The organism is Clostridium tagluense (assembly GCF_003865095.1).
Taxonomy (GTDB): Bacteria; Bacillota; Clostridia; order Clostridiales; family Clostridiaceae; genus Clostridium_AD; species Clostridium_AD tagluense.
The window spans coordinates 100573-123583 of record NZ_BHYK01000007.1 but is presented as its reverse complement, the minus strand read 5'-3'; the positions used below and the strand labels follow the sequence as shown (position 1 = coordinate 123583).

General features: G+C 31.9%; 21 protein-coding genes. 11 read left to right on the top strand and 10 right to left on the bottom strand.

From position 1 onward, the window contains the following. Window positions 1-59 precede the first annotated feature (59 nt). From Ctaglu_RS08185 to Ctaglu_RS08160, 6 genes are all read left to right on the top strand, one after another. Window positions 60-458, top strand: coding sequence for a GtrA family protein (locus Ctaglu_RS08185; RefSeq protein WP_207669455.1), 399 nt, complete (start codon window positions 60-62; stop codon window positions 456-458). Between the two features lie 86 nt (window positions 459-544). After that, a complete protein-coding gene (locus tag Ctaglu_RS08180) occupies window positions 545-2629 on the top strand; it encodes a glycosyltransferase family 39 protein (RefSeq protein ID WP_124999892.1) in 2085 nt (694 codons plus the stop codon). Window positions 2630-2779: 150 nt separating this feature from the next. Then, window positions 2780-3316: a hypothetical protein gene (locus tag Ctaglu_RS08175; RefSeq protein WP_124999890.1), complete on the top strand. Its 537-nt coding sequence runs from the start codon at window positions 2780-2782 to the stop codon at window positions 3314-3316. 270 nt (window positions 3317-3586) lie between these two features. Further along, on the top strand, window positions 3587-5068 hold the full coding sequence (locus Ctaglu_RS08170; protein WP_124999888.1) for a hypothetical protein: 1482 nt from the start codon (window positions 3587-3589) through the stop codon (window positions 5066-5068). Between the two features lie 236 nt (window positions 5069-5304). Beyond that, entirely contained in the window at window positions 5305-6288 is a 984-nt protein-coding gene (locus tag Ctaglu_RS08165) for a glycosyltransferase family 2 protein (protein WP_124999886.1), read from the top strand. Between the two features lie 151 nt (window positions 6289-6439). Further along, window positions 6440-6763: a FlxA-like family protein gene (locus Ctaglu_RS08160; protein WP_124999884.1), complete on the top strand. Its 324-nt coding sequence runs from the start codon at window positions 6440-6442 to the stop codon at window positions 6761-6763. Window positions 6764-6826: 63 nt separating this feature from the next. Here Ctaglu_RS08160 and Ctaglu_RS08155 read toward each other — a convergent pair whose 3' ends face one another. Then, on the bottom strand, window positions 6827-7282 hold the full coding sequence (locus tag Ctaglu_RS08155) for a DUF441 domain-containing protein (protein WP_124999883.1): 456 nt from the start codon (window positions 7280-7282) through the stop codon (window positions 6827-6829). 254 nt (window positions 7283-7536) lie between these two features. Between Ctaglu_RS08155 and Ctaglu_RS08150 the strand changes: the two genes are divergently transcribed. The 3 genes from Ctaglu_RS08150 to Ctaglu_RS08140 are packed head-to-tail and all read left to right on the top strand — an operon-like array spanning window position 7537 to window position 9862. After that, window positions 7537-7908 (top strand): GntR family transcriptional regulator, encoded by a 372-nt coding sequence (locus tag Ctaglu_RS08150; RefSeq protein WP_124999881.1) that lies wholly within the window; start codon window positions 7537-7539, stop codon window positions 7906-7908. Window positions 7909-7941: 33 nt separating this feature from the next. Then, a complete protein-coding gene (locus Ctaglu_RS08145) occupies window positions 7942-8832 on the top strand; it encodes an ABC transporter ATP-binding protein (RefSeq protein ID WP_124999879.1) in 891 nt (296 codons plus the stop codon). Next, the gene (locus Ctaglu_RS08140; protein WP_124999877.1) at window positions 8825-9862 is read left to right on the top strand and encodes an ABC transporter permease subunit; all 1038 of its coding nucleotides are present in this window, start codon (window positions 8825-8827) and stop codon (window positions 9860-9862) included. Before Ctaglu_RS08145 ends, Ctaglu_RS08140 begins: the two co-directional genes overlap by 8 nt. 98 nt (window positions 9863-9960) lie before the next feature. Here Ctaglu_RS08140 and Ctaglu_RS08135 read toward each other — a convergent pair whose 3' ends face one another. From Ctaglu_RS08135 to Ctaglu_RS08100, 8 genes are all read right to left on the bottom strand, one after another. Then, window positions 9961-10953, bottom strand: a complete 993-nt coding sequence (locus Ctaglu_RS08135) for a D-2-hydroxyacid dehydrogenase (RefSeq protein WP_124999876.1) — start codon at window positions 10951-10953, stop codon at window positions 9961-9963. A 174-nt stretch (window positions 10954-11127) separates the two neighbouring features. Continuing rightward, the gene (locus Ctaglu_RS08130) at window positions 11128-12153 is read right to left on the bottom strand and encodes an electron transfer flavoprotein subunit alpha/FixB family protein (protein ID WP_444979566.1); all 1026 of its coding nucleotides are present in this window, start codon (window positions 12151-12153) and stop codon (window positions 11128-11130) included. 82 nt (window positions 12154-12235) lie between these two features. Then, the gene (gene etfB, locus Ctaglu_RS08125; protein WP_124999871.1) at window positions 12236-13021 is read right to left on the bottom strand and encodes an electron transfer flavoprotein subunit beta; all 786 of its coding nucleotides are present in this window, start codon (window positions 13019-13021) and stop codon (window positions 12236-12238) included. Window positions 13022-13059: 38 nt separating this feature from the next. After that, window positions 13060-14193, bottom strand: coding sequence for a putative isocaproyl-CoA dehydrogenase AcdB (gene acdB / locus Ctaglu_RS08120; RefSeq protein WP_124999869.1), 1134 nt, complete (start codon window positions 14191-14193; stop codon window positions 13060-13062). Between the two features lie 58 nt (window positions 14194-14251). Further along, window positions 14252-15382 carry a (R)-2-hydroxyisocaproyl-CoA dehydratase subunit beta gene (hadC, locus tag Ctaglu_RS08115; RefSeq protein ID WP_124999867.1) on the bottom strand — a complete coding sequence of 377 codons (1131 nt, stop codon included), beginning with the start codon at window positions 15380-15382 and terminating at the stop codon, window positions 14252-14254. Continuing rightward, on the bottom strand, window positions 15382-16602 hold the full coding sequence (gene hadB, locus Ctaglu_RS08110; protein ID WP_124999865.1) for a (R)-2-hydroxyisocaproyl-CoA dehydratase subunit alpha: 1221 nt from the start codon (window positions 16600-16602) through the stop codon (window positions 15382-15384). The genes hadC and hadB overlap by 1 nt, the downstream gene beginning before the upstream one ends. Before the next feature lie 23 nt (window positions 16603-16625). After that, on the bottom strand, window positions 16626-17432 hold the full coding sequence (locus Ctaglu_RS08105) for an acyl-CoA dehydratase activase (RefSeq protein WP_124999863.1): 807 nt from the start codon (window positions 17430-17432) through the stop codon (window positions 16626-16628). A gap of 88 nt (window positions 17433-17520) precedes the next feature. Continuing rightward, entirely contained in the window at window positions 17521-18732 is a 1212-nt protein-coding gene (locus Ctaglu_RS08100; RefSeq protein ID WP_124999862.1) for a CaiB/BaiF CoA transferase family protein, read from the bottom strand. A gap of 326 nt (window positions 18733-19058) precedes the next feature. Here Ctaglu_RS08100 and Ctaglu_RS08095 point away from each other — a divergent pair, with 326 nt between their 5' ends. Together Ctaglu_RS08095 and Ctaglu_RS08090 are read left to right on the top strand one after the other, a co-directional pair. After that, the gene (locus Ctaglu_RS08095) at window positions 19059-20699 is read left to right on the top strand and encodes a sigma-54 interaction domain-containing protein (RefSeq protein WP_124999860.1); all 1641 of its coding nucleotides are present in this window, start codon (window positions 19059-19061) and stop codon (window positions 20697-20699) included. Between the two features lie 448 nt (window positions 20700-21147). Continuing rightward, the gene (locus Ctaglu_RS08090) at window positions 21148-22710 is read left to right on the top strand and encodes a M4 family metallopeptidase (RefSeq protein ID WP_124999858.1); all 1563 of its coding nucleotides are present in this window, start codon (window positions 21148-21150) and stop codon (window positions 22708-22710) included. Window positions 22711-22797: 87 nt separating this feature from the next. Here Ctaglu_RS08090 and Ctaglu_RS25750 read toward each other — a convergent pair whose 3' ends face one another. After that, window positions 22798-22938 (bottom strand): hypothetical protein, encoded by a 141-nt coding sequence (locus Ctaglu_RS25750; RefSeq protein WP_207669454.1) that lies wholly within the window; start codon window positions 22936-22938, stop codon window positions 22798-22800. Window positions 22939-23011 lie beyond the last annotated feature (73 nt).

Sequence of the window (23011 nt, the reverse complement as noted above, 5' to 3'; positions counted from 1 at the left end):
ATAAGATAATATATTTTAGAAAAATGGGGTGGAAAAATATTAAGACATTAGATAACATTATGAACTATATCTTATATGGAAAGCTTAAGCATTTAACTCGATTTTCCCTAGTAGGGGTAGCAAATACACTAATAGATTTTTTAATCTTCACATTGTTTAATGGATTTATTGGACTAAATTACATTGCAAGTCAAATACTTGGATATAGTTTTGGAGTTGTTAACAGTTTTGTACTTAATAAAAAATGGACTTTTTCTAAGAGTAATTCTAATAAAAAAACAGGTAATGAACTTTTTCAATTTATTGTAGTAAACTTATTCTCACTTCTAATAACTCTTATAACAATGAATTTTTTAGTAAAGAACTTAGATATTAATGTATACGTAGCTAAAATAATTATCACCTTTATAGCTCAAATAACAAATTTTCTTTGTTATAAATTGTGGGTATTTAATTAAGTAATCTGTAGCGATATAACTTTAAAATAATTATGGGAATGGTGGTTATTTGGGTCATTACTCATTATAAAAGGGAGCAAATTAAAATGAAAAAATTAAAACTTTCAAAAGAAAAGCTATTATTATCCTTAATATTATTATTGTCAGGAATCTTAAATTTTACTAATTTAAGCATTGAGGGATATTCAAATCTTTATTATGCTGCTGGTGTAAAAAGTATGACTATGAGTTTTAAGAATTTCTTTTTCGTAGCTTTTGACCCTACTAGCTTTATAAGCATTGATAAGCCACCTCTAGGTTTTTGGCTTCAAGCAATCTCTGCTAAAATCTTTGGATTTAGTGGCTGGAGTATTCTTCTTCCCCAGGCTCTTGCAGGAATAATATCCGTTGCAATTATATACATTATCGTTAAAAGATCCTTTGGAACTGAAGCTGCTCTTCTTTCAGCATTATTTCTTGCAGTAACCCCGGTTTTTGTTGCTGTAAGTAGAAATAACACTTGCGATAACTTACTTGTTTTAACGCTACTACTGGCATGTTGGGCTATTTCTATAGCTGCTGAGAAAGGTAACATTAAATATCTCTTGATGTGTTTAGCTATTGTAGGTATTGGTTTTAATATAAAGATGCTTCAAGCTTATATGGTGATTCCAGCTATATATATAACTTATCTTCTTTCTAATGCAGTTTCACTTAAAAAGAGAATAATTCATCTTATGGCAGGAACCATGATTCTCCTAGTTGTTTCATTCTCCTGGGCTATAGTAGTAGATTTAATACCTGCTGCAAACAGGCCTTATGTGGGAAGTAGTACAACTTATAACTCAGAACTTGAACTAATATTTGGACATAATGGCCTAGAAAGGCTTGGAATCGGAAGCAGTAGTACTGGTGGCGGCATGGGTGGCGCTAAAAATCAAGGCGGACCCACTGACGGAATGCCTGGTGGAACTCCCCCTACTGGAAATGATAGCTCAAGCGCTAACTCAAAACGTCCTACTAGAAATGATGGCAACTTTGAAAAAAGAATGCAAGGAGATACGCCGGCTACAGAAGATGGCAAAAGAGGAACTACTAATGGCGGCGGTGGTGGTAGCATGGGTGGAAGTGAAAAGTCTAGTATTACAAGATTATTTTCAAATAATAGTATGTCAGATCAGATAATTTGGTTATTCCCACTTGCAGTATTCGGATTTATAGCAGCTGCATTAAAGGAAAAACTTAAGCCTACTTTTAATAACAGAAAAAAATCAGCTTTAATTTTATGGTCAATGTGGTTAATACCTGAATTTATATATTTCAGCTTTACCACAGGTTTATTTCACCCTTATTATTTAACTATGCTTGCTCCACCAATCGCAGCCCTGACTGGAATTGGAATTGTGTCTATGTGGGAACTTCATAAAGAGGATGGATTAAAATCTTGGATTTTACCAATAGCACTTGTTGTAGATGGATTACTTCAGTTACTGATCCTATCTTATTATTACAAAACCTCAAGTATCCCTAAATATTTAATGATTGCAATATCCCTTTTATGTTTTGTTTCTTCAATTATAATCATTATTCTTAAGCTGTTAAAAAATAAAAATGCAAAGCTTTCGAAGGTATTAGTATCTACTGCTTTAATAGGGCTTTTAATAACCCCTATAGTTTGGTCTGCTACTACAATGCTTAATGCTATGTCTGGAACCTTCCCATCTGCAGGCCTTAGTTTAATATCTAGTGGAGCGAAGGGAAATCCAAATATGAATACTTCTAATAATAGTAGTAATTCCAAGTTAATAGAATTCCTTACCAGTCATAAAACTACTGAAAAATATATCCTTGTAACTTCCTCCACTAATGGTTATGCAACAGATATAATACTTAAAACTAATGAATCTGTAATGACTTGGGGCTTCTTTGGAACCGATAAAGCAATTACCCTAGCTCAATTTAAGGAATTAGTTAAGAAAGGCGAAGTCAGATATGTAATGGTAGGTGGACAAGGTGGAGGCTCTAATGACGAAATCATGACCTGGGCTAAATCAGCCGGTAAACTTGTTGCAGAAAGTGAGTGGAAAGATTCTACAACAACTAAAACAAGTGATGCCATAAAAACTCCACAATTTGGCGGCAGAAGTTCCGAAGCGTTATATGATCTCAAAGCTGCTGATATTACAAAATAATAATTATCTAACTTATTTTTATACTATCACATAAAGTTCACATATTTATTAGATATTGATGCTACAATTGGCATTTATAATTTTAATTATAAGAAAAGATTAGAAAATAAAAGTTACAAAAAATTAGATTTATTAAAAGGAGAGAATACTATGAATACAATAAGCAGTTCTCAAAACACAATTGATCTGTATACTCAAAAAAACGAAAAAATTGCTAAAGCTTTAGAAACCACTAAATCTGAACAACAAAAAAAAGAAATACAGGCTGATTCAATTGAAATTAGTCAACAAGCACTTCAATCCGTTGGCAACGCAGGTATAACAGATAGAACTAACCCACTAGATGATCTGGTAGGTGCTGGAACAATCACCCAAAATCAAGCAAATGCAATTCAAAGTGCTTTTCAATCAGTAGGTAAGTCTATTCAATCTTCAGGAATCTATAATAATAGACCTGCAAACCCCTTAGATAGCTTGGTATCAGCAGGTACAATTACAGAGGACCAACAAACAGCAATTAAAAGTGCCTTTGAATCTTCAATGAAAACAACTAAACATCATGGAAAAGGCACAATAACTCAGACTCAATCAGATTCTATACTTAAGGCCTTAGAAGAATCTATAAAATCTAATATAACAAATTTAGACAAACCAAATAATTCAGTAACAACTCCTCTATCCCTTTAGTATGAGCGGTTACAATAGCCAAGACTCAAGAATATGCTATACAAAATGCTTTTGAAGCTGCAATAAATAAACACATTAAAATCTTTTTCACATGCTTTATGTGAAATAATTTCAATGACAAAAATTCACTTTTAAATCCTCTCTTAGAAAATGCTTCTAAATATACCTTAGTATTGTATCAATGGCAAACTAAGTTATTAAATATTGCTTTTCTATCTATAATATTTTATACTAAAAACAGTATAGATAGAAAAGGGGGCATTAATAGTTATGAGAAAAGCAAAAATATTAGCGGTTCTAATAGCAGCATTACTAACATCTGTAATATCAACTCCGTGCATTAACGCATTTGCTATTTCCTCGTTGAAGGATTTTAGCATAATTACAAAAGAACCAGAATATTTCCCTGCTACAAATAGTTTAGAGGTAGGACTATATTGGTTTGACCAATACAATAGGGTACATAATAGCAATAGCCCTACCCCTTATTTTGATAAAACAAAACCCACAGTTATATTCGTACATGGGTGGGCAGAGAGTATATTGAAAAATGCAGGATTAAGTGATTCTTTTCCTAATTTTCAATATCAACCATATGCAGACCCGACTATAGATATTAACGTACTTAAAGATTGGATAAATAAAGGTTATAATGTAGGAATTTTCAACTGGAAACAATTAGCTGACGAACCTATCGTAGAATGTGCAGAGGATAAAATATGGACTTCTCAACATTGGGTTGGACTAATTCCTATTAATATGAGATGGAAAAAAGTAACTGGCTATGAAACTAAAAATATGCCTAACAAAACCTCCGCTGACTTATTTTATGAGTCTTATTCAAAGGCCATGGAAGGCTATAAGGGAGACGATATTAGAATTGTCGGACACTCCTTAGGAAATCAAATGGCTATACGATTGGTAGATTTGGTTGATAAGCATATTGAAAATGGAGATATCCCTAAAGAATTAATGCCTGATAGAGTAGCCTTATTAGACCCTTATTACTCGGAAAGGTCAAAATCTTACCTAAATGGTAACACGACTGCTGAGGAGGCTGATAAAATAGTGCGAAGACTAATTGACAAACAAAAAATCGTGTTTGAAATGTACAAGTCTTCTGCATTAACAAATAATAATTTGTCTGGAGATAGCAATAGAGCCTTAGAAAAAATGTGTTATCACGCAGACTTATATCCTAACTATTTCCTTCTTATGGAGCAAAGAGAAAAACATTGTTTACCAATATATACATATTTTTGGCAGTCCTTATATAAATTAAATCCTAATACTGCGGGGATTATGTCTACAGAAGACAATTCTTCCCTAGGCGCAATGATGGGTGGTGCTTATTATTGGTATCAAAAACAAGGACGATATACAATAAACCCACAAGACGATACATATTTACCTCGGAAAATAGGAAGGTATATTCCACAAGTGGATATAACTCTATCATACAATGGTAAAAATTTAACCTACGTAGATAAAAATAATTATGAAACAATAAATGTTAATGTTGGAGGATATGTATCTTTAAATACTCAAGCATATCCGCTTACTGCTACAAGCAAAATAGTTTCATTTAAAAAAGAAAGTGGGGCTATGGACTCAGTCCAAATAGCAACTAATGGAATATTTAAGGCGTTAAACCCAGGTCAAGTTTTGATTAAGGTATATTCACGAAATTTAGATAGAAATAGACAACTTGGTGAGGAGATTGCTAAATACGTAATGATAAATGTAAGTTAATATACATAAAATCATACTCAATAATATCTGTGAACAATATAAAACTAAAATTCTTTAAACTAATATGTTAAAGAATTTTAGTTTTATTGATATTTATTCAATATTTTTTTACAAAATAATAGACTATACAGCTCACATAAAGTTCACATATTAATTTGATACTGTCGCTACAATTAGCATCTATAATTTTAATTATAGAGTTGCAGAAAAAGATTACAGTGAAGGGAATGATAAAAATGACTAATAGAATTGTTTATTCTTTAGTGGTGCCTTTGTATAATGAAGAACTTGTTATAAATGAGAGTTATTATAGATTAAAATCCGTAATGGATCGTACATTAGAAAATTATGAAATTGTATTTATTAATGATGGAAGTTCGGACACAACAAGAGATAAAATGGAAGATATATGTAAGAAAGATGCCAATATAAAACTTGTAAATTTTTCAAGAAATTTTGGACATCAAGCTGCTATAACTGCTGGAATGAATATAGCCCTAGGTAACGCTATTATTGTAATAGATGCAGATCTTCAAGATCCTCCAGAAGCTATTTTAGAAATGACTAAAAAATGGAGACAAGGCTATAATGTTGTATATGGAAAAAGAATTAAGCGAGAAGGTGAAACCTTTTTCAAAAAATTTACCGCTAAATCCTACTATAGATTACTAAAAAGCATGACAACAATTGATATTCCCGTTGATACTGGAGATTTCAGACTTATAGATAGAAAAGTATGTGATGCTTTAAATTCATTACCAGAAAAAAATAGGTATATAAGAGGTTTAGTTAGTTGGGTTGGCTATAAACAAACCTTTGTAGAATTTGCACGTCAGGAACGATTTGCTGGTGAAACTAAATACTCACTAAAAAAGATGATGAAATTAGCTTTTGATGGAATAACATCATTCTCTTATAAACCATTAATGGTAGCCGGCTACTTTGGAGCATTTACTGGTTTAATAGGTGCTGTTTTATTAATTAGTAGTATTATAACCTCAGTGATTAAGAGCAATAGTATATTAAATTTAGGGCTTATTTTGTCAATTAACTTAATTATGTTTGGTATAATGTCTTGTTTTTTGGCTATCTTGGGGCAATATATTGGAAGAATTTCTGATGAGGGCAAAAACAGGCCACTATATATAGTAGAAAGTACCATAAGTCATAATGATCTTAATAAAAATGAGGTTTTAAAAGGAACTATGTTTTCTAATTAAAAAGCATAGTTCCTTATGCTTCTTAGCCCTAAAATTATCACATAAAGTTCACATATTTATTACACATTGATGCCACAATTGATAATTATAATTATAGATAAAGATAAAAAGATTAAAATCAATTATAGATAATTTAAAAGGAGAGGATAGTATGAGTATTTCATCAATGTTCGATTTTGTAACAAATACTAGTAGCGATGTAAGTCAGCTTAAATTACAAGAAATAACTCTCAAATTACAATTGAGCCAAATTAATTCAAGTTGGGATGATAAAAAAACAAAACAAGTCAAAATTCAAGTAATAGAGGCTAAAATACAACAAATTCAAGCACAAATTCAGCAACAACAAATAATCAAACCAGTCCCATCATCTAGTGAAAAGGCAGAGCCATCAAAAGATATTGCTGAAAGTTCAAATATAAGTAAAGAAAATTTAAGAAATTTTAATAATAATATAATTAACATCTTTGTTTAAGCATGTAAAAGGGTTCTAACATTAGTATGAATAGCAGGACTTCTCCTGCTATTCATACTAATGTTATTTGTGAATCAACTTTGCAAATAAAGCTACCATTCCCGATGTAATAAGCGGTCCTACAGGCACCCCTCCTAAGAACGCTGCAGCTGCAACTGCACCTATTATCATGGCAGGCATAATATCGCTATGTCCCTGAACCGTAAGATAGTTAAGTCCTTGTCCACTCAAATATGTTGTTAAAAATGAGAGGACTAGAGCTGTTATGCCTATCCAGGATGTAAATACGCTTTTTATATTCTCTGCTGTAATCCGTCCGTTTGCAATAGGTATCATTATAGCGGCTATAAGAAATATAAGTCCACCTGTAATTCCGCTTTTTTCTATAAAAGGATATGCATATCTGTCCAAACCTAAGAGTTTCAACATAAGTAAGATACATGTAGCAATCGCAACTGAATTAGCCTTTCCAAATATGGCAGCTGCAAGAATTATCAATAAAATAATATTAGAACCCAAAACAAATCATCTCCTGCTATATATTACTCAATATATTAAAATCAAAATATTCACTTAAAATATTCTATTCAATGAAATAATAGTAAATTTTTATTTAGTTGAGCCCTTTTGAATATTCTTTATTGCTAGTAATATTTCACAAATGTTACTTGACAATGTAAATGTAGTGTACTATATTTATATAGTGCACTACATGAAGTAATACACATAGTGCACTCAAGCAAATAAAATATTATTTGAAAGAAGGTGAATCCTTGATAAATATCGACAGCAGAAGCAGCAAACCTATTTATGAACAGATTATTGAGAAAATAAAGGAAAATATAATAAAAGGAATATTGAAACCTGGAGATAAACTGCCTTCTGTACGGGAACTTGCCTCAATTATAGCCATCAACCCTAATACTATAAGCAAAGCATATAATGAGCTAGAGCGAATGAAAGCAATTGAAGTTATACGAGGAAAAGGAACCTTTGTAGTTGAAAATTTTGAACCTGTAATGGATGAAGAAAAAATGAAAGAAATTAAAGACCATATGAAGAAAATAATTATAGAAGCACATTATATAGGAGTTGATAAAGATAAGCTAATTGATATATTAAGTGAAATTTATAGCGAGTTTTAAGCTATTATAAATTCGTAGAATGGGGGGATTAATTTGATAGATATGAAAAATGTGAGCAAACGCATAGATGATAAATATATTCTGAGTAATATTAATTTACATGTAAATAAGGGTAGCATATTTGGAATTATCGGTGAAAACGGTGCAGGCAAAACTACACTTATAAAATGCCTAACAGGTATTTACAAGGTTAATGAAGGAAGTATATTAATAGATGGTGAAGAGATTTTTGATAATAATATAGTAAAACAGAGAATAGGTTATGTATCCGATGAAAATCAATATTTCTCATCTTTCAAAGTAAAGGAACTCCTAAAATTTTATAAAAAAACCTATAATGATTTTTCCCAGGAAAGATTTGATGAACTTAATAAAAAATTTAAAATTCCTGTAGAACGAAGAATAAGAGAACTTTCCAAAGGTATGAAGATGAGAGTAGCTATTCTTTTAAACCTCAGCATAAAACCAGATATTCTAATACTTGATGAGCCCACATCTGGCCTTGATCCTGTGATCAAAAAAGAAATAATGTCCATTATATTAGATGAAGTGGCTTCGAGGGGTGTAACTGTATTTATTTCCTCACACCACCTGGATCATATAGAGAGAATATGTGATAATGTTGCAATAATTAAAAATGGTGAAATAAAACACATGAGTTCTATTGATGATGCTAAAAACAGCATAAAAAAACTTCAAGTGGTGTTTAAGTCCACTGTGGATGTAAAAGAAGATCTATCTTCTCTTAATGATGTAATTAAGGTTGAAACTATAGGCAGAGTAAATTATATAATCACTAAAAATTACTCAAAAGATTTTGAAAAGAAGCTTTATGACATGGGAGCTGACTTTATAGAAATTATAGATATGAGTCTTGAGGATATGTTTATATATTTCGTAGAAGAGGAGGATAAAAATGAGTAAAATTATAAATAAGGCCCTTTTCTATAAGGAATGGATAAATGTAAAGTGGGTAACCCTTTTAACTATTGTCATACTTTTATTTTATAAGGTTCATGGTGTTATATCAGCATTAAATGAAAATAAATTTACCATGAAACGAAGTGGGTATGAATGTACTAGCTGGTTCAATAATGGGCTTTATATGAGTCGGGATAGTTATTTTTTTATAATGATCTTTGTTGTAATGCTATTAGCTGTAATTTTATTTATAGGTGAAAAAAACAGTGAAACTCAAGGTTTTATAGCTTCTATGCCCTTTACAAGGAAAGAGATAATACTCAATAAATGGATTGTTGGTGTGCTGAGTTTACTTATAAGTTTTGTAGTAACATATATATTTTTAAGTTTGTTTTATGTTGCAAATATTAAAGGTCTTGATACCACCTTAAATCCATATTCTGATATAGTTAAATGGCTTTTCATGGATACGTTTCAGTACATCTGCATTTTCACTTTTATGCTACTTGCACAGTCAGTTATGGGAAATAGTATAGTGGCCGGTATAGTCGGTGCAATAATACCTATATTACCCTACTTTATAATAAGGTTAGTACGGATTTTAATTACAACACACTATGGATTTATTCAATACACAGTTATGGTTTGTAATAAAATCGAAGACTGGTTAAATATTTATAGTTATAATTTAACTTATCAGAATTGGTCTATAACTGAAACTAATACTAGTTGGTTTTCTTATACAAATTATAAATTAAAGTTATTAATACTTTTTATATTAACTTGTTTATTTCTGTACTTATCCTATGTATCCTATAAAAAGAGAAACTTAGAATATAATTTAAGACTAATAGTCTTTAAAAATTTAAACCCTATATTTATCTGTTGTGTTTCTGTATGCTCTGGACTTTTAGCTGGTTATACTTTGGGAAGCGAAATGTTAAGCTCATTTACGATTTGGGCTACTACTTTCACTATTATAGGCTATTTTATATCAAAGGTATTACTTAAGTTTTTCTCATCAACAAAGTAATTTCTAAAAAATTACTAGAATAAAGGTACTATTCAAATGAATAGCACCTTTATTCTAGCAAATATTAATAATCTAAATCCTAATCAAATTTGTCATAGTTAGTTTACAATATAATTACTTGTACCATTTTTAATAATATCGTAAGCTCCATCTAATCCGCCTTCAACTAAGTTTTTAACTGCTGTTTCAGTATAAAATGCTATGTGTGGTGTTAATAATACATCATCACGGTGAGTAAGTTCTTTTAGCATCTCATCCTCAACTACCTTACCTGAAAAATCTTTTGTAAAATAATTAAATTCATTTTCATATGTATCTAAAGCTGCAGCCGCAATTTTACCACTGTTTAAAGCATCTATTAACGCTTTTGTATCAACAATTGTGCCTCTAGCTGTATTAACGAAAAACACACCATCTTTCATCTTATCAAAAATTTCTTTGTTAAATAAGTGGAAATTATCATTTGTAGCTGGTATATGTAATGAAATTAAATCTGCTTGTGCAATAGCCTCTTCAAGCGTATCTACATATTCAATACACTCTTTAGCTTCTTCACAAGGGTATAAATCGTATCCTATAACTTTTGCACCAAACCCCTTAAAAATTTGAGCTGTTATACGTCCAATTTTGCCTGTTCCAATAATTGCAACAGTCATGGATCTTATTTCTTTAGATATAATTTCTTTTCTCCAACGATAATCTTGTTCTTTCATAGCTACTTTAATATGATTCACATGACGAACAATATTAAGTGCAGCAGTTATAGCATATTCAGCAATTGCATTAGGTGAATATACAGGCACGTTTGTAATAAATAACCCATGTTTTGTTGCCTCCACCATATCGAACATATCAACCCCAGCTGTTCGTGATGCAATTTGTTTTATTCCTTCATCTTTTAATCCTTTGTAAATTCCATCTTCCATCTTCTTTGTTTGACAAAGACATACTCCATCAAAGCCTTTTACTAAATGAATATTTTCTAATGATAAAGGTTCTGAAATATTTTGAACTTCCACTTCACGTTTTTTGCCCCAAGTGCTAGCAGCACTGGCTTCATCTTCTCTTGCACTAAACATAATTAATTTCATTTTAATTTTCCTCCTTTTATATTAAAAATAAACACACAGGTATTTTAGGAGATGGTTATGTCTGCTTTTATGTTAACTTCTAATTCGTTTATTATAATGCAACATTTTTTTAGTATTAATAAAATAGCCCCCTACTTTATTTAAACCTAATTCACAATACTTATTACATTTTATTTATGCATTTAACCTTTTTACTAATTCATCAACATTATCTAATTCCTCAGTAAGCATTGGAACTATATCATATACATCTCCAACAATACCATAGTCAGCTACTCCAAAAATTAGAGCTGATGGATTTTTATTGATAGCAATTACTACATCTGCTTCCTGCATACCAACAACATGTTGAATAGCACCAGAAATACCACAAGCAATATAAACAGTAGGTTTCACAGTTGTACCAGTTTGACCTACTTGATGAGAATGATCAATCCATCCTGCATCAACAGCTGCACGAGAAGCACCAACTACTCCACCAAATTTATCTGCAAGCTTTTTAAGCATTTCAAAGCCTTTTTCATCTCTAAGACCAAGGCCTCCAGAAACAATTACATTAGCATCTACTAAAGATACCATATCTTTATTAGTTTTTACAGTTTTAATTACCTTTGTTCTTATATCCTTCTCTGACAATTTAAAGTCTAAATTAATGATTTCCCCAACTTTTGATTCATCCTTTAGAGCTTTATCCATAACACCTGGTCTTACAGTAGACATTTGTGGCCTGTTATTTGGGCAAATAATAGTGGCCATAATGTTTCCTCCGAAAGCAGGACGAGTCTGCATGATTTTTTTATCTTCTGGGTCAATTTCAAGTCTTGTACAATCTGCTGTTAGTCCTGTGTCTAATCTAGATGACATTCTAGGAGCTAAATCTCTACCAATATGAGTTGCTCCAAGTAGCATTATTTCTGGTTTAAATTGATTTACAGCATCGCAAATAACTTTTGTGTAAGCATCTGTTGTATAGTTTTCTAAAAGAGAACTATCTGCTACATATACCTTTTGTGCACCATAAGAAATTAATTCTTTAGCAAGTCCATTTACATCTTTTCCCAGTAACACAGCACATAATTCAACTCCAACTTCATTAGCAAGCTTCTTACCTTCTCCCAAAAGCTCAACTACAACCGGAGAAATTTTACCTTGTCTTTGTTCTGCAAATACCCATATATTTTTATATAAACTTAAATCCATATCCATGTTTACCTCCAACTAATATAATGTATTTTGTTTTTCCATAAATTCAGTATTATGCAACGTATTTATTGCAAATCAATTATATAATGTGTTTTTGTTTTAAAGCCATCACTAATTCTTCAACATTGTTCTTAGATGTTCCCTCAAGCATTATGCCCTTTCCCTTAGGTTGTGGTGTAAATGATTTAAATACTTTAGTAGGTGAAGCTTTTAATCCTACTTGACTTGAATCAATGTCAATATCATTAAAACCTAAAACCAAAATTTCTTTTTTATATGCATCAAATATTTTGTCTACTGACATATATCTAGGTTCGTTTAACTCCTTAACTGCTGTTAGTAATACAGGCATATCTACTCTAATAATCTCATATCCATCTTCTAGTTGCCTTTGTACTTCTAATTCATTACCTTTAATTTCAAGGTTCTGAACATATGTAACTTGTGACATATGCAGTTTTTCAGCAATCTGAGGTCCTACCTGCGCTGTATCTCCATCTATTGCTTGTCTTCCTGCAAAAATTATATCAAATTGTCCTATTTTATTGATACCTGCTACTATTGCATTAGATGTTGACCAGGTGTCAGAACCACCAAATGCTCTATCACTTAAAAGAAACGCATCATCTGCACCCATAGCTAAACATTCTCTTAGCATATAATCTGCTTGAGGTGGTCCCATGGAAACCACAGTTACTGTAACATCTTTATATTTATCTTTTATTTTAAGAGCTTCCTCTAATGCATTAGCATCATCTGGATTTAAAATACTTGGAACACCCTCGCGAATAAGGGTTCCTTTCTCTTTATCAATTTTAACTTCTGTAGTATCTGGCACTTGTTTTACACAAACTAATATTTTCAAAATATATACCTCCAAGTATAAAAATTTTTATCTTATTTCTATCTTAAAACACTGGCTGCGATTACCATTTGCTGCACTTGTGATGTACCTTCATAAATAGATAAAATCCTAGCATCTCTGTACATTCTTTCAATTGGATAATCCTTTATATAACCATATCCACCATGAAGTTGTAGTGCTTTATAAGCGACCTCATTAGCCACCTCTGCTGCATAGTATTTTGCCATAGATCCTTCTTTTTCAATTTTCATATGGGCATCTTTCTTTTCTGCAGTATCATAAACTAATAATCTGGCTGCACATACTTTAGTTTCCATATCAGCTATGGTAAACTGAGTGTTTTGGAATTTAGATAATGTTTTACCAAATTGAATTCTTTGCTTAGTATATTTTATAGCTTCATCTAAAGCACCTTGAGCAACTCCAAGAGCTTGCGCTGCAACACCGATTCTACCAGCTTCAAGAGTATTCATAGCAATTTTAAATCCCATACCCTCTTTGCCTATTAAATTTTCCTTTGGAACCACAACATTTTGGAAAACTAAATCAGAAGTTTCTGTACCTCTAATACCCATCTTGTCCTCATGAGCACCATGAGAGAATCCTTCCCAACTACTTTCCACTATAAATGCTGAAGTACCACGTACACCTTTAGATTTATCAGTCATAGCAATTACTATGGCAAAATCACAAATAGGAGCATTAGTAATAAAGCACTTTCTACCATTTAAAATATAGTTATCTCCATCTAACACAGCCTCTGCTTGCTGTGCACCTGCATCTGAACCCGCACCAGGTTCAGTTAAAGCAAAGGCGCCAATCTGCTCGCCTAGTGCTAAAGGTTTTAAGTATTTTTCTTTTTGAGCATCTGTACCAAAATTCATAATAGGTAATGCAACAAGAGATGATCCAGCAGTAACAAATGTACCTGTAGAGCAACATTTTCTACTGATTTCTTCCATAACTATTGCATATGAAACATAATCTGCACCAGCTCCACCATATTCTTTTGGAACTATTGTGCTTATAAATTTATACCTTGCCAACTTATCCATTAATTCCCTTGGCATCACACCAGTCTTATCCATCTCCGCTGGCAGTGTGTCTAATTCTTTTTTTACAAAATCTCTAACTGCCTTTTGTAAAAGTATATGTTCTTTTTTAAATAACATAATAATATCCTCCATTTCAACTTTTATATAGCATTTTTTTTATATAACCATGTTCAAATTATAAGCTTAGCATTTCAGCAAAAGTTTGAACACGAGTTCTAGCTTGTTCATTATTTTTCATTTGTTGATCTATCTCAAGATATAAAGTAGGAACTCCTGCTGCTTCCACTTCTTTCTTAATTAGTGGATAATCATATTCCTCAGGATCACAGAATTTCATCATACAGAAAATAACACCATCAATATTTTTTTCTTTTATTTGCTGTGTTATAATAGCTCCACGTTTTTTCTCAGGGTCATATGCCAAGGAGCAGCCCTCAAAAATGGACCAAAATCTTGCTAATCTATCTACTGCATCCGATCCTTTTGGAACGTCAAATCTAAATTGTCTTGTTTCCTGTGCTAAATCATCTGCAGCTACTGCAATATTATTTTCAGCGAGAATGCTCAGTAACTCTTCTGAGTCTGCTAATATACCTGATAATAATACTGTTTTTCCTAACCATTTTTCAGCAGGCATTTTCTCTACTTCTGAAATAAGAACTTTCACTAATTTTGTATGCTCTGATTTTTCCATGAAGAAAGCACTCTTAATGACTGTATTTCTAATTATTGGAGTAATAATATTGGGATACTTTGCAGCTACTTCTACAAATTCTCTCATGGTTTTTCTATAGTCGTTATAAATCTCAATACTTTCATTTAATTTTTCTTCTGTAATGATGCAACCACTAATTTCTTCTAATCTTTTTTTGATATTATTGTATTCACTTTTTAAATACACAATGCCAGCTTCAATTTTCCTGTTCTGAGGATGAACAAGTGAAATATATTCAACCTGAGGAACAGCTACCTTCCAATTCTGGCCCATACATATTAACGTGTCACACATACCAGGTATAATAACCGCTGATAAATCATCGTAGACACCCTTTAATCCATATTCAAGGCAAGACTGCATAATTGAACAAGCAAATGCTGGGAGATATTGTTTACTTAATTCAATGTCTGTAGATCCTCCCCAAATACCCATTGGAAACATTCCAGCAGCATGAATGATTTCTTCAGGACAGTAAACAGGGAAACATCCAACTACCTTGATACCTTTTTCTCTATATGATTTCACCACTGCTCCTGGATTATTAATAACATCTTTCATCTGAGATAAAATAGTTTCAAAGCTACTCATTAGTCATTACCTCCAGTTATTTTTCTTTCTTCCATTACTTCAACTAAACCTTGTATCCTTGTTTCAAATTGAGCCTCTGTAAAATTCCTTGGATCTGCTTGATCTCCATCAAAACCTGCATAAGGTAAACCGGTAGCTTCATACACCTTTCTTTGCATTTCATATTGCATCAAACTCATCAGTTTACAGCTTCTGTTCATATGGTAGAAAGCACCATCGCAACCACCTGATTTTAGAGAATCAATTCTGAATTTAGTCATTCTTTCTAAATTCACATTATTAAACATACTACTATAAGCTCTAGCCATACCATCTAGGTCGTTAACTTCGTACTCTAAAGCCCATGCATCAGGGTAAACACTCCCTGTCATATTAACACCATATTTTGATAATGTTTTCATTTTAAACCCAATATATGGCCAGCAAGGTATGCCTTCCATCATGATTCTAAATTTTTCTTCTCCCCTAAAGGTTGTTTCCTTATTTTTAATTCTCTCTTCTAATTCTGCAATTAATAGTTCAAAAGCATCAGTTGTTTCCTGTTTACCTCTTGCACAAACAATAACTGCCATATAGTTGAATAAATCAAACCCATTCATAGGAGATGGTTTTGCTGAAGGTAAACTCATTGAATACTTCCAAAGCTTACCGTTTTTAGTAGAAATCTTCATGACTTCTTCAAATTTCTTAGGGTCAAATTTCTTTCCAGAAATCACTTCTAACTGTTTAATAGCTTCATCAAATTGACCTTTTAAATAATCTATTCTTTCCTGACTAACTTCATATTCATTGTTAAATGTAGTGTCAATCAAAATAAGTGGTATATTTAATTCCTTAGAGATATTTTCATACCATTTAACAACTTGATTACAAATATTGTTACAACATAATAGAAAGTCAGGACGAGGCATATCTAAGCTTTCACAACCGCCATTTTCAAGAAATCCAAAATTAGTTCTTGCGTAAGCACATATGTCATTAGAATATCCTTTGTCCTCTGCAATACCACATAATTTTAAAGATTCTCTTTTTGCAGCTATTCCTGCTGCTTGATTTTCAGGATAGCATACACTAAGCCCAAAACACTCCGCTAGCTCTTGAGGAAATACAGATGTGGACCAACCTACAGGTTCACCCTTTGCTTTAGCCTCAAATGCATTTTCGTACTGCTTTGCTAATAAATTGCTTATTACTTCTTTTGATGATAATTTATCGCTCATTTTTCTCCTCCTCAAACCCTTGATTAGTTTTCAATTTCATTGCTTTCAATTTCATTATTTTTAAGTTCATCGAATGCATACAAAGCTGCCCCTAACGCTCCAGTAAGTTGTGCTAAATCTGGTACAATGATTTCAAGTTCAAGAGCTGCTTCCATAGCTCTAACAACCCCACTATTTCTTGCCACCCCACCTACCATTACCACACTTTCCTGGATACCTACTCTTTTTGCAAGACTAGAAACCCTTTTAGCTACTGAAGCATGAATACCAGCAATAATATCTTCAATTGCTGCTTCATTGGATAAATGAGAGATTACCTCTGATTCTGCAAAAACAGTACATGTACTACTTATAGGAACTTCCTTTGTAGATTTAGCAGACAAGTCACCTAAATCTGAAACATTAACTTCAAGTGCTCTTGCCATAACATCTAAAAATCTTCCTGTGCCAGCAGCGCACTTATCGTTCATAACAAAATTAACCAATTTACCACTTTCATTAAGCTTTAATGCTTTTGCATCTTGTCCACCAATGTCTATAATGGTTTTAGCACTAGGAACTAAGAAGTTAACTCCCTTTGTATGACAACTCAGCTCGCTAATTTGCTTATCAGCATCCGAATATTTCATTCTTCCATATCCAGTTACTACTAGTTTTTCAATATCCCCACGTGAAATATCTAGCTTCCCAAATAATTCTTTCAACGCCCTTGCAGGTCCTGTAGTGCCTGTACCTGAAGATATAGTTGCAGTAGCCACGATTTTTACACCATTTTCAATAATTACACCTTTGGTTGCCGTAGAGCCTATGTCTAGTCCCATTGTATACATACTATCCTGTCCTTTCCTATTTAGGCACATTCAAATTTATTTGCTAGTCTATTTCTCCTAATATACCTTACTAACAATTCCACTAAATCTATCTAACTAGTTTGCCTGATTTCAAAGTCTGAATTTCTTCCATATTATATCCAATTGAACTTAAGATTTCATCTGTATTTTCTTCAAGTCTTGGAGCAGGAGTCATTTCTCTAATACCCATTTCTCCAAATTTAACAGGTGAATTGACTAAAATACCTTCATTACCTGAATCATAGGTTTTCTTTACTAAATAGTCATTTGCCCAAGCCTGTTCATCTACAGCAATATCAGCGCAAGACTGAACTCTTTCAAACGGAATATCACATTCCATAAGAACTTTTTCCCACTGTGCAAGAGTTTTTTTAAGCATTGCCTCTGCAACAATAGTAACCATTGACTCAACATTTTCAACCATTCCATTACGAGTATTATATCTATCATCATTCATTAAATCTTCTCTATTAATAGCATTAAAGAATCTTTCAATCCATTGATCATATTGTATTAATGCTAATTGAATCCATTTTTCATCCTTACATTGGTATGAATTACAAACAGGAGAGTTTGGAGTAAGTCTAGACATTGGCATTTTATTTCCATATTGATCAGACATAATCATAGATCCTAGTCCATAAATACCCATATGATAAAGACTTACTGTTATCTTTTCTCCTGTGCCTGTTTTAGCTTTTTTCACAAGAGCTGCGCATGCACCTGCTGCAAGAGCAATACCTGCATAGTGATCACCAAAGCCTGCAGCAACATTTGTTGGCGTAGTGCCTTTTTCCATAAGTGAAGACATAACACCACCTCTTGCAAAATATGATGTGTAGTCAAATCCAGGTTTATCTTTTAGTGGCCCTTCTTCTCCATAGCCTAAAGCTTGGACGAATATTAAACCAGGATATTTTTCTTTAAGTTGTTCATAAGATAATCCAAGTTTTGCAAGGGCTTGCACGCGAACATTTGTGACAAAAATATCAGCCTTTTCAAGTAATTTATGAAATACTTCCATACCTTCTGTAGATTTTACATTAACGCAAATACTTTTTTTATTGAAGTTTTCATTTTCAAACCAAGGATTTTCATCTTCCTGGCAAGGTGATGAGTATACTGAACCAATACCTCTCATGTTTTCTCCAGAAATAGGCTCTACCTTAATAACATCAGCGCCCCAATCAGCAAGCATTCTAGCAGCACATGGTGCTGCAATGAAGGTTGCAAATTCAACAACTTTAATTCCTTTTAATAACCATTTGTTATCATCCATTTTAATCATCCTTTCAATATTTTTTTGCATTTAAGTATTATATATGTTTATGCATTATAAACTTTTAGGTGTTGTAAACTTTTACACACTATATACATTAGCAATAGTTGTGCCAACTATTACTTGTTTAAAAAACTACACTAAGTCTATTTTTTAACAAGCTTTTAAAAGATAATTTATTCAAACATCTTGCAAAATGCAATAATCCGTTGCATTTTGCAACAATTTCTAGCTTTATTCAGAAATTTATGTTATTATAATGTTATTAAATTAACATTTTTTTATAATTCAAAGGCTTTATTTTATCTTGAAAGGCATGGTGTTATATGAATACTATTTCAGAAGATATGTTAAACAAAATATATAATCCTATCATTGTATGCAATAGTACTGGACAAGTATTATATACTAATAGCATAATGAATAGTTTTTTTGAGTATGCAAAAATCAAAATTCTAAAAAATATACAAGACCTTGATATAGATTTCAATTATGAAGATATTTTAGAAAAGGGAACTAGTCACCGCAGTATCTTAATAAATGGCCTCCTTTGTCCTGTTAGCATACATAGACTAACTGCCCAAAGTAATTCACTTAATATTATGTATATGTTTGATAGTTCTGTTATTAATAATAAAACCGTAGAGAATGTTATAAATGATATTGATGAAGTAATTGTTATTTTCAATGAACTGGGTATAATCGAAAAAATGAATGAACTTTGTGATGTGCTTTTGCCCTTTAATCGCTGCGAAGCGCTTGGTCAAAGCATTTATGAGATATCACAAAGAGGTTTGGTAAAAGATCCTATTATTATTGATATGCTAAAAATTAAAGAGAAAATTTATAGAAATGTTAAATATCCAAGTGGAAAAACCCTTGCCTACACAGCTATACCTTTTTTCCATAATAATGGAGATCTAAAAGGCGGCGTACTTACTGGTCGCGATATTACCCGTTTGATAAAATTGCAAACAAGCATAAATCTGGATATTAAACAGCCTGAAACTATAGAGTATATTAGTCAAAGTAAGGTTATTGATAATATCAAAAAGATGGTCATAAGAGCAGCTGCTTATGACTCATCCATATTTATTACTGGAGAATCTGGTGTTGGTAAAGAAATTATTGCTAGAATGATTTATAACTATAGTTCCCGGCGGGAAAAACCTTTTATTACAATAAACTGTGGTGCAATTCCCTCGGAACTTTTAGAATCTGAATTTTTCGGATATGAAGAGGGTACCTTTACAGGTGCTAAAAGAGGTGGTAGAAAAGGCCTTTTAGAAGAAGCGCATGGAGGTACAATTTTCCTTGATGAAATTGGCGAATTGCCATTGCCAATGCAAACAAAAATCCTCAGGGTATTACAGGAAAATGAATTCACAAGAATAGGTGGAACAACACCTATAAGGTTAAATATCAGATATATTAGTGCTACAAATATATCTGATGCGGAACTTCATAACAGTAAAAGATTCAGACAAGATTTATATTATCGCCTTAATGTTATACCAATTAAAATTCCGCCTATAAAAGATAGAAAAGAAGATATTTTTCCTTTAATTAAGTATTTCCTTGATTTTTATAATAAAAAATATAATAGATGTTTAAGATTTTCACCAATAGCAATAAAAATACTTTATAAATATGATTGGCCAGGAAACATAAGAGAACTTAAAAATATGATAGAAAGGTTAATTGTCCTTGCAGCTAATGATGTTATCAGCGAGGATGACCTTAGCATATTCATGAACCTAAGCGAACCTGAAAATCCTTTAAATGATATGCCTAGTGTTACAATAAATGGTCATAGTAATCTAAACACAGTATATGGTATAGTGGACCAAATAATGATACCAAAAGCCATAGAAAAATATGGCTCCGTCGTAACCGCTTCTAAAGAACTAGGAGTTAATCCTTGCACAATCCACCGAAAAATCAAAAGCGGTTGCATAAAATTGTAAAAACATATTAAGAATTACAAGTGTTCATTACTGCAAATTGCTTTAATGAACACTTTCTTTATATTCTAAAGTTACTTTATTGTTAACCCATTAGGCATGGAAATAAAAAAATTCCACTAACTATAATATTTGCATTTCATCCTTTAGTAAGATGAGATGTTTTTTATTTTACAAAAAATAAGGAGACACCTCTTACATATTTTATATAGATTAAAAAAGCTGTTGAATAATCAACAACTTTTTTTATTTTAAGCTATAAATGTAACTAAACGTCGTATTTTTCTAGTTACATCTTATGATATTTAATTTATAATAAAAAAAATGTCGATTATTTAACAGTTTTTTTTATTTGAAACTACTAATGTAACTAAATGTCGTAATATTTTTGTTACATTTTTGCGATATTTGATTTATAATAAAAATATAAAAATATAAGGGGGTTTTTACTTTGTTATCAAAAAAATTGGTTTCTTTAGTTATTATTTCATCATTATTATTCTCAGGTTTTGCACTTCCTGTACAAGCTAAAGGGAATGTATCGCAGGTCAATCCACCAAGTTTTGAAACAGGAAAATTATCAAAACAATTGTCAAAAGACATGAAAGGTGTACAGCAATTCTTCAAAGAAAATAATTATGGAATTGAAGATCCTGTAAATGAATTGAAAGAACTAAAATCAAGTGATGACAACTTGGGTTTTAAACATATCAAAACTCAACAAATGGTAAAAGGCGTTCCAATTTATGGTAATGAGTATATCGTTCACTTTAATCAAAATGGTGAAGTATACGCTATAAATGGTAAATATGATGTTAATGCAAAAAATGTTAAAATAAATAAAGCACCTTTTATAGGTCAAAAGAAAGCTCTTGAGATTGCAAAAGCACAAGTTAAATTTGATGAACTTGAAACAGATCCAACCATCAAACTTTTCTATTACAATGTAAATGATGAATATGTTCCGGTTTATTTAGTTTCATTAAGTTTCCTATCTCCAACACCAGGATATTGGGACTTCTTTATAAATGCTGAAGATGGAACTATAGTAAAACAAGTCAATAAAATAGAACCTATTGCGGCTACAGGAACAGGCCTAGGCGTACTTGGCGATACCAAAACATTAAACCTTGACAAGGTTACTGTAAGTGGCAAGACTCAATATCAATTAAAAGACACTACCAAAGGTGCTCTTATAACCACTTTTAATGCCTCTAACGGAACTAAAATACCTGGTACTACGATTTTTTCAACTACAAGCACAATTAATGATAAAGCAGCTGTAGATGCACATGCCTATGCAGGAGTTGTATATGATTATTATAAAACTAAATTCAATAGAAATAGTCTTGATGGATTAGGTATGGGTATTAAATCTACAGTTCACTTCTCTAAAGATTATGTAAATGCTTTTTGGAATGGAACTCAAATGGTTTATGGAGATGGAGATGGAGTTGAGGCTATTGCATTATCTGGTGCTTTAGATGTTGTTGGTCATGAAATGACCCATGCCGTAGATGAAAAGGAAGCACATCTTACTTATGAATTTCAATCTGGAGCGTTAAATGAATCTATGTCAGATGCTTTTGGTGCATTCATCGAGTACTATGGCCAACCTAGCAAATTTGATTGGCTAATGGGTGAAGATGTTTGGACACCTAATGTAGCTGGCGATGCATTAAGAGACATTTCCAATCCATCTAAATATGGAGATCCAGATCATATGAGTAAATTTGTAGTTTCTCCTAATACTCGAGAAGGAGATTGGGGTGGAGTTCATACAAATAGTGGAATTCCAAATAAAGCCTGTTACCTTACAGCTTCTAATCCTAATGTAGGTATTAATAAAGCAGAACAAATTTATTACAGAGCTTTAAGTAACTATTTAATTTCTACTTCCAACTTCCACGATGCAAGAGTTGCACTTGTTCAATCTGCAACAGATCTTTACGGTGCAAGTGGGCCAGAAGTTGCTGCTATAAATGCAGCTTGGAATGCTGTAGGCGTAAATTAAAAAAACAAGTAACCCCATATTAATATGGGGTTACTTGTTTTTTTGTTAAAGATCAAAATTTTTAAATTCTACCTTAAATACCTATGTTTATACGTTACGTACTGATGTAATATTAAATCCTTTAGAATCTGGATCATCTGTAGTCATAGTTTTTATCATTCCAAACGCCGAGACTGCCGCAACTAAAATAATACAACAAATCATATTTCTTAAAAATTTTTTATTCATATTACGCCCCCCTTTTTAATATAATGTAAGCATTACATTTAAGTATATTATAACATAAATTGTAATATGAAAC

Coding starts and splice junctions, on each gene's coding strand:
- Ctaglu_RS08185 (WP_207669455.1), top strand. CDS start 60: ATGAACTATATCTTATATGGAAAGCTTAAGCATTTAACTCGATTTTCC.
- Ctaglu_RS08180 (WP_124999892.1), top strand. CDS start 545: ATGAAAAAATTAAAACTTTCAAAAGAAAAGCTATTATTATCCTTAATA.
- Ctaglu_RS08175 (WP_124999890.1), top strand. CDS start 2,780: ATGAATACAATAAGCAGTTCTCAAAACACAATTGATCTGTATACTCAA.
- Ctaglu_RS08170 (WP_124999888.1), top strand. CDS start 3,587: ATGAGAAAAGCAAAAATATTAGCGGTTCTAATAGCAGCATTACTAACA.
- Ctaglu_RS08165 (WP_124999886.1), top strand. CDS start 5,305: ATGACTAATAGAATTGTTTATTCTTTAGTGGTGCCTTTGTATAATGAA.
- Ctaglu_RS08160 (WP_124999884.1), top strand. CDS start 6,440: ATGAGTATTTCATCAATGTTCGATTTTGTAACAAATACTAGTAGCGAT.
- Ctaglu_RS08140 (WP_124999877.1), top strand. CDS start 8,825: ATGAGTAAAATTATAAATAAGGCCCTTTTCTATAAGGAATGGATAAAT.
- Ctaglu_RS08135 (WP_124999876.1), bottom strand. CDS start 10,953: ATGAAATTAATTATGTTTAGTGCAAGAGAAGATGAAGCCAGTGCTGCT.
- Ctaglu_RS08130 (WP_444979566.1), bottom strand. CDS start 12,153: ATGGATTTAAGTTTATATAAAAATATATGGGTATTTGCAGAACAAAGA.
- acdB (WP_124999869.1), bottom strand. CDS start 14,193: ATGTTATTTAAAAAAGAACATATACTTTTACAAAAGGCAGTTAGAGAT.
- hadC (WP_124999867.1), bottom strand. CDS start 15,382: ATGAGTAGCTTTGAAACTATTTTATCTCAGATGAAAGATGTTATTAAT.
- hadB (WP_124999865.1), bottom strand. CDS start 16,602: ATGAGCGATAAATTATCATCAAAAGAAGTAATAAGCAATTTATTAGCA.
- Ctaglu_RS08105 (WP_124999863.1), bottom strand. CDS start 17,432: ATGTATACAATGGGACTAGACATAGGCTCTACGGCAACCAAAGGTGTA.
- Ctaglu_RS08100 (WP_124999862.1), bottom strand. CDS start 18,732: ATGGATGATAACAAATGGTTATTAAAAGGAATTAAAGTTGTTGAATTT.
- Ctaglu_RS08095 (WP_124999860.1), top strand. CDS start 19,059: ATGAATACTATTTCAGAAGATATGTTAAACAAAATATATAATCCTATC.
- Ctaglu_RS25750 (WP_207669454.1), bottom strand. CDS start 22,938: ATGAATAAAAAATTTTTAAGAAATATGATTTGTTGTATTATTTTAGTT.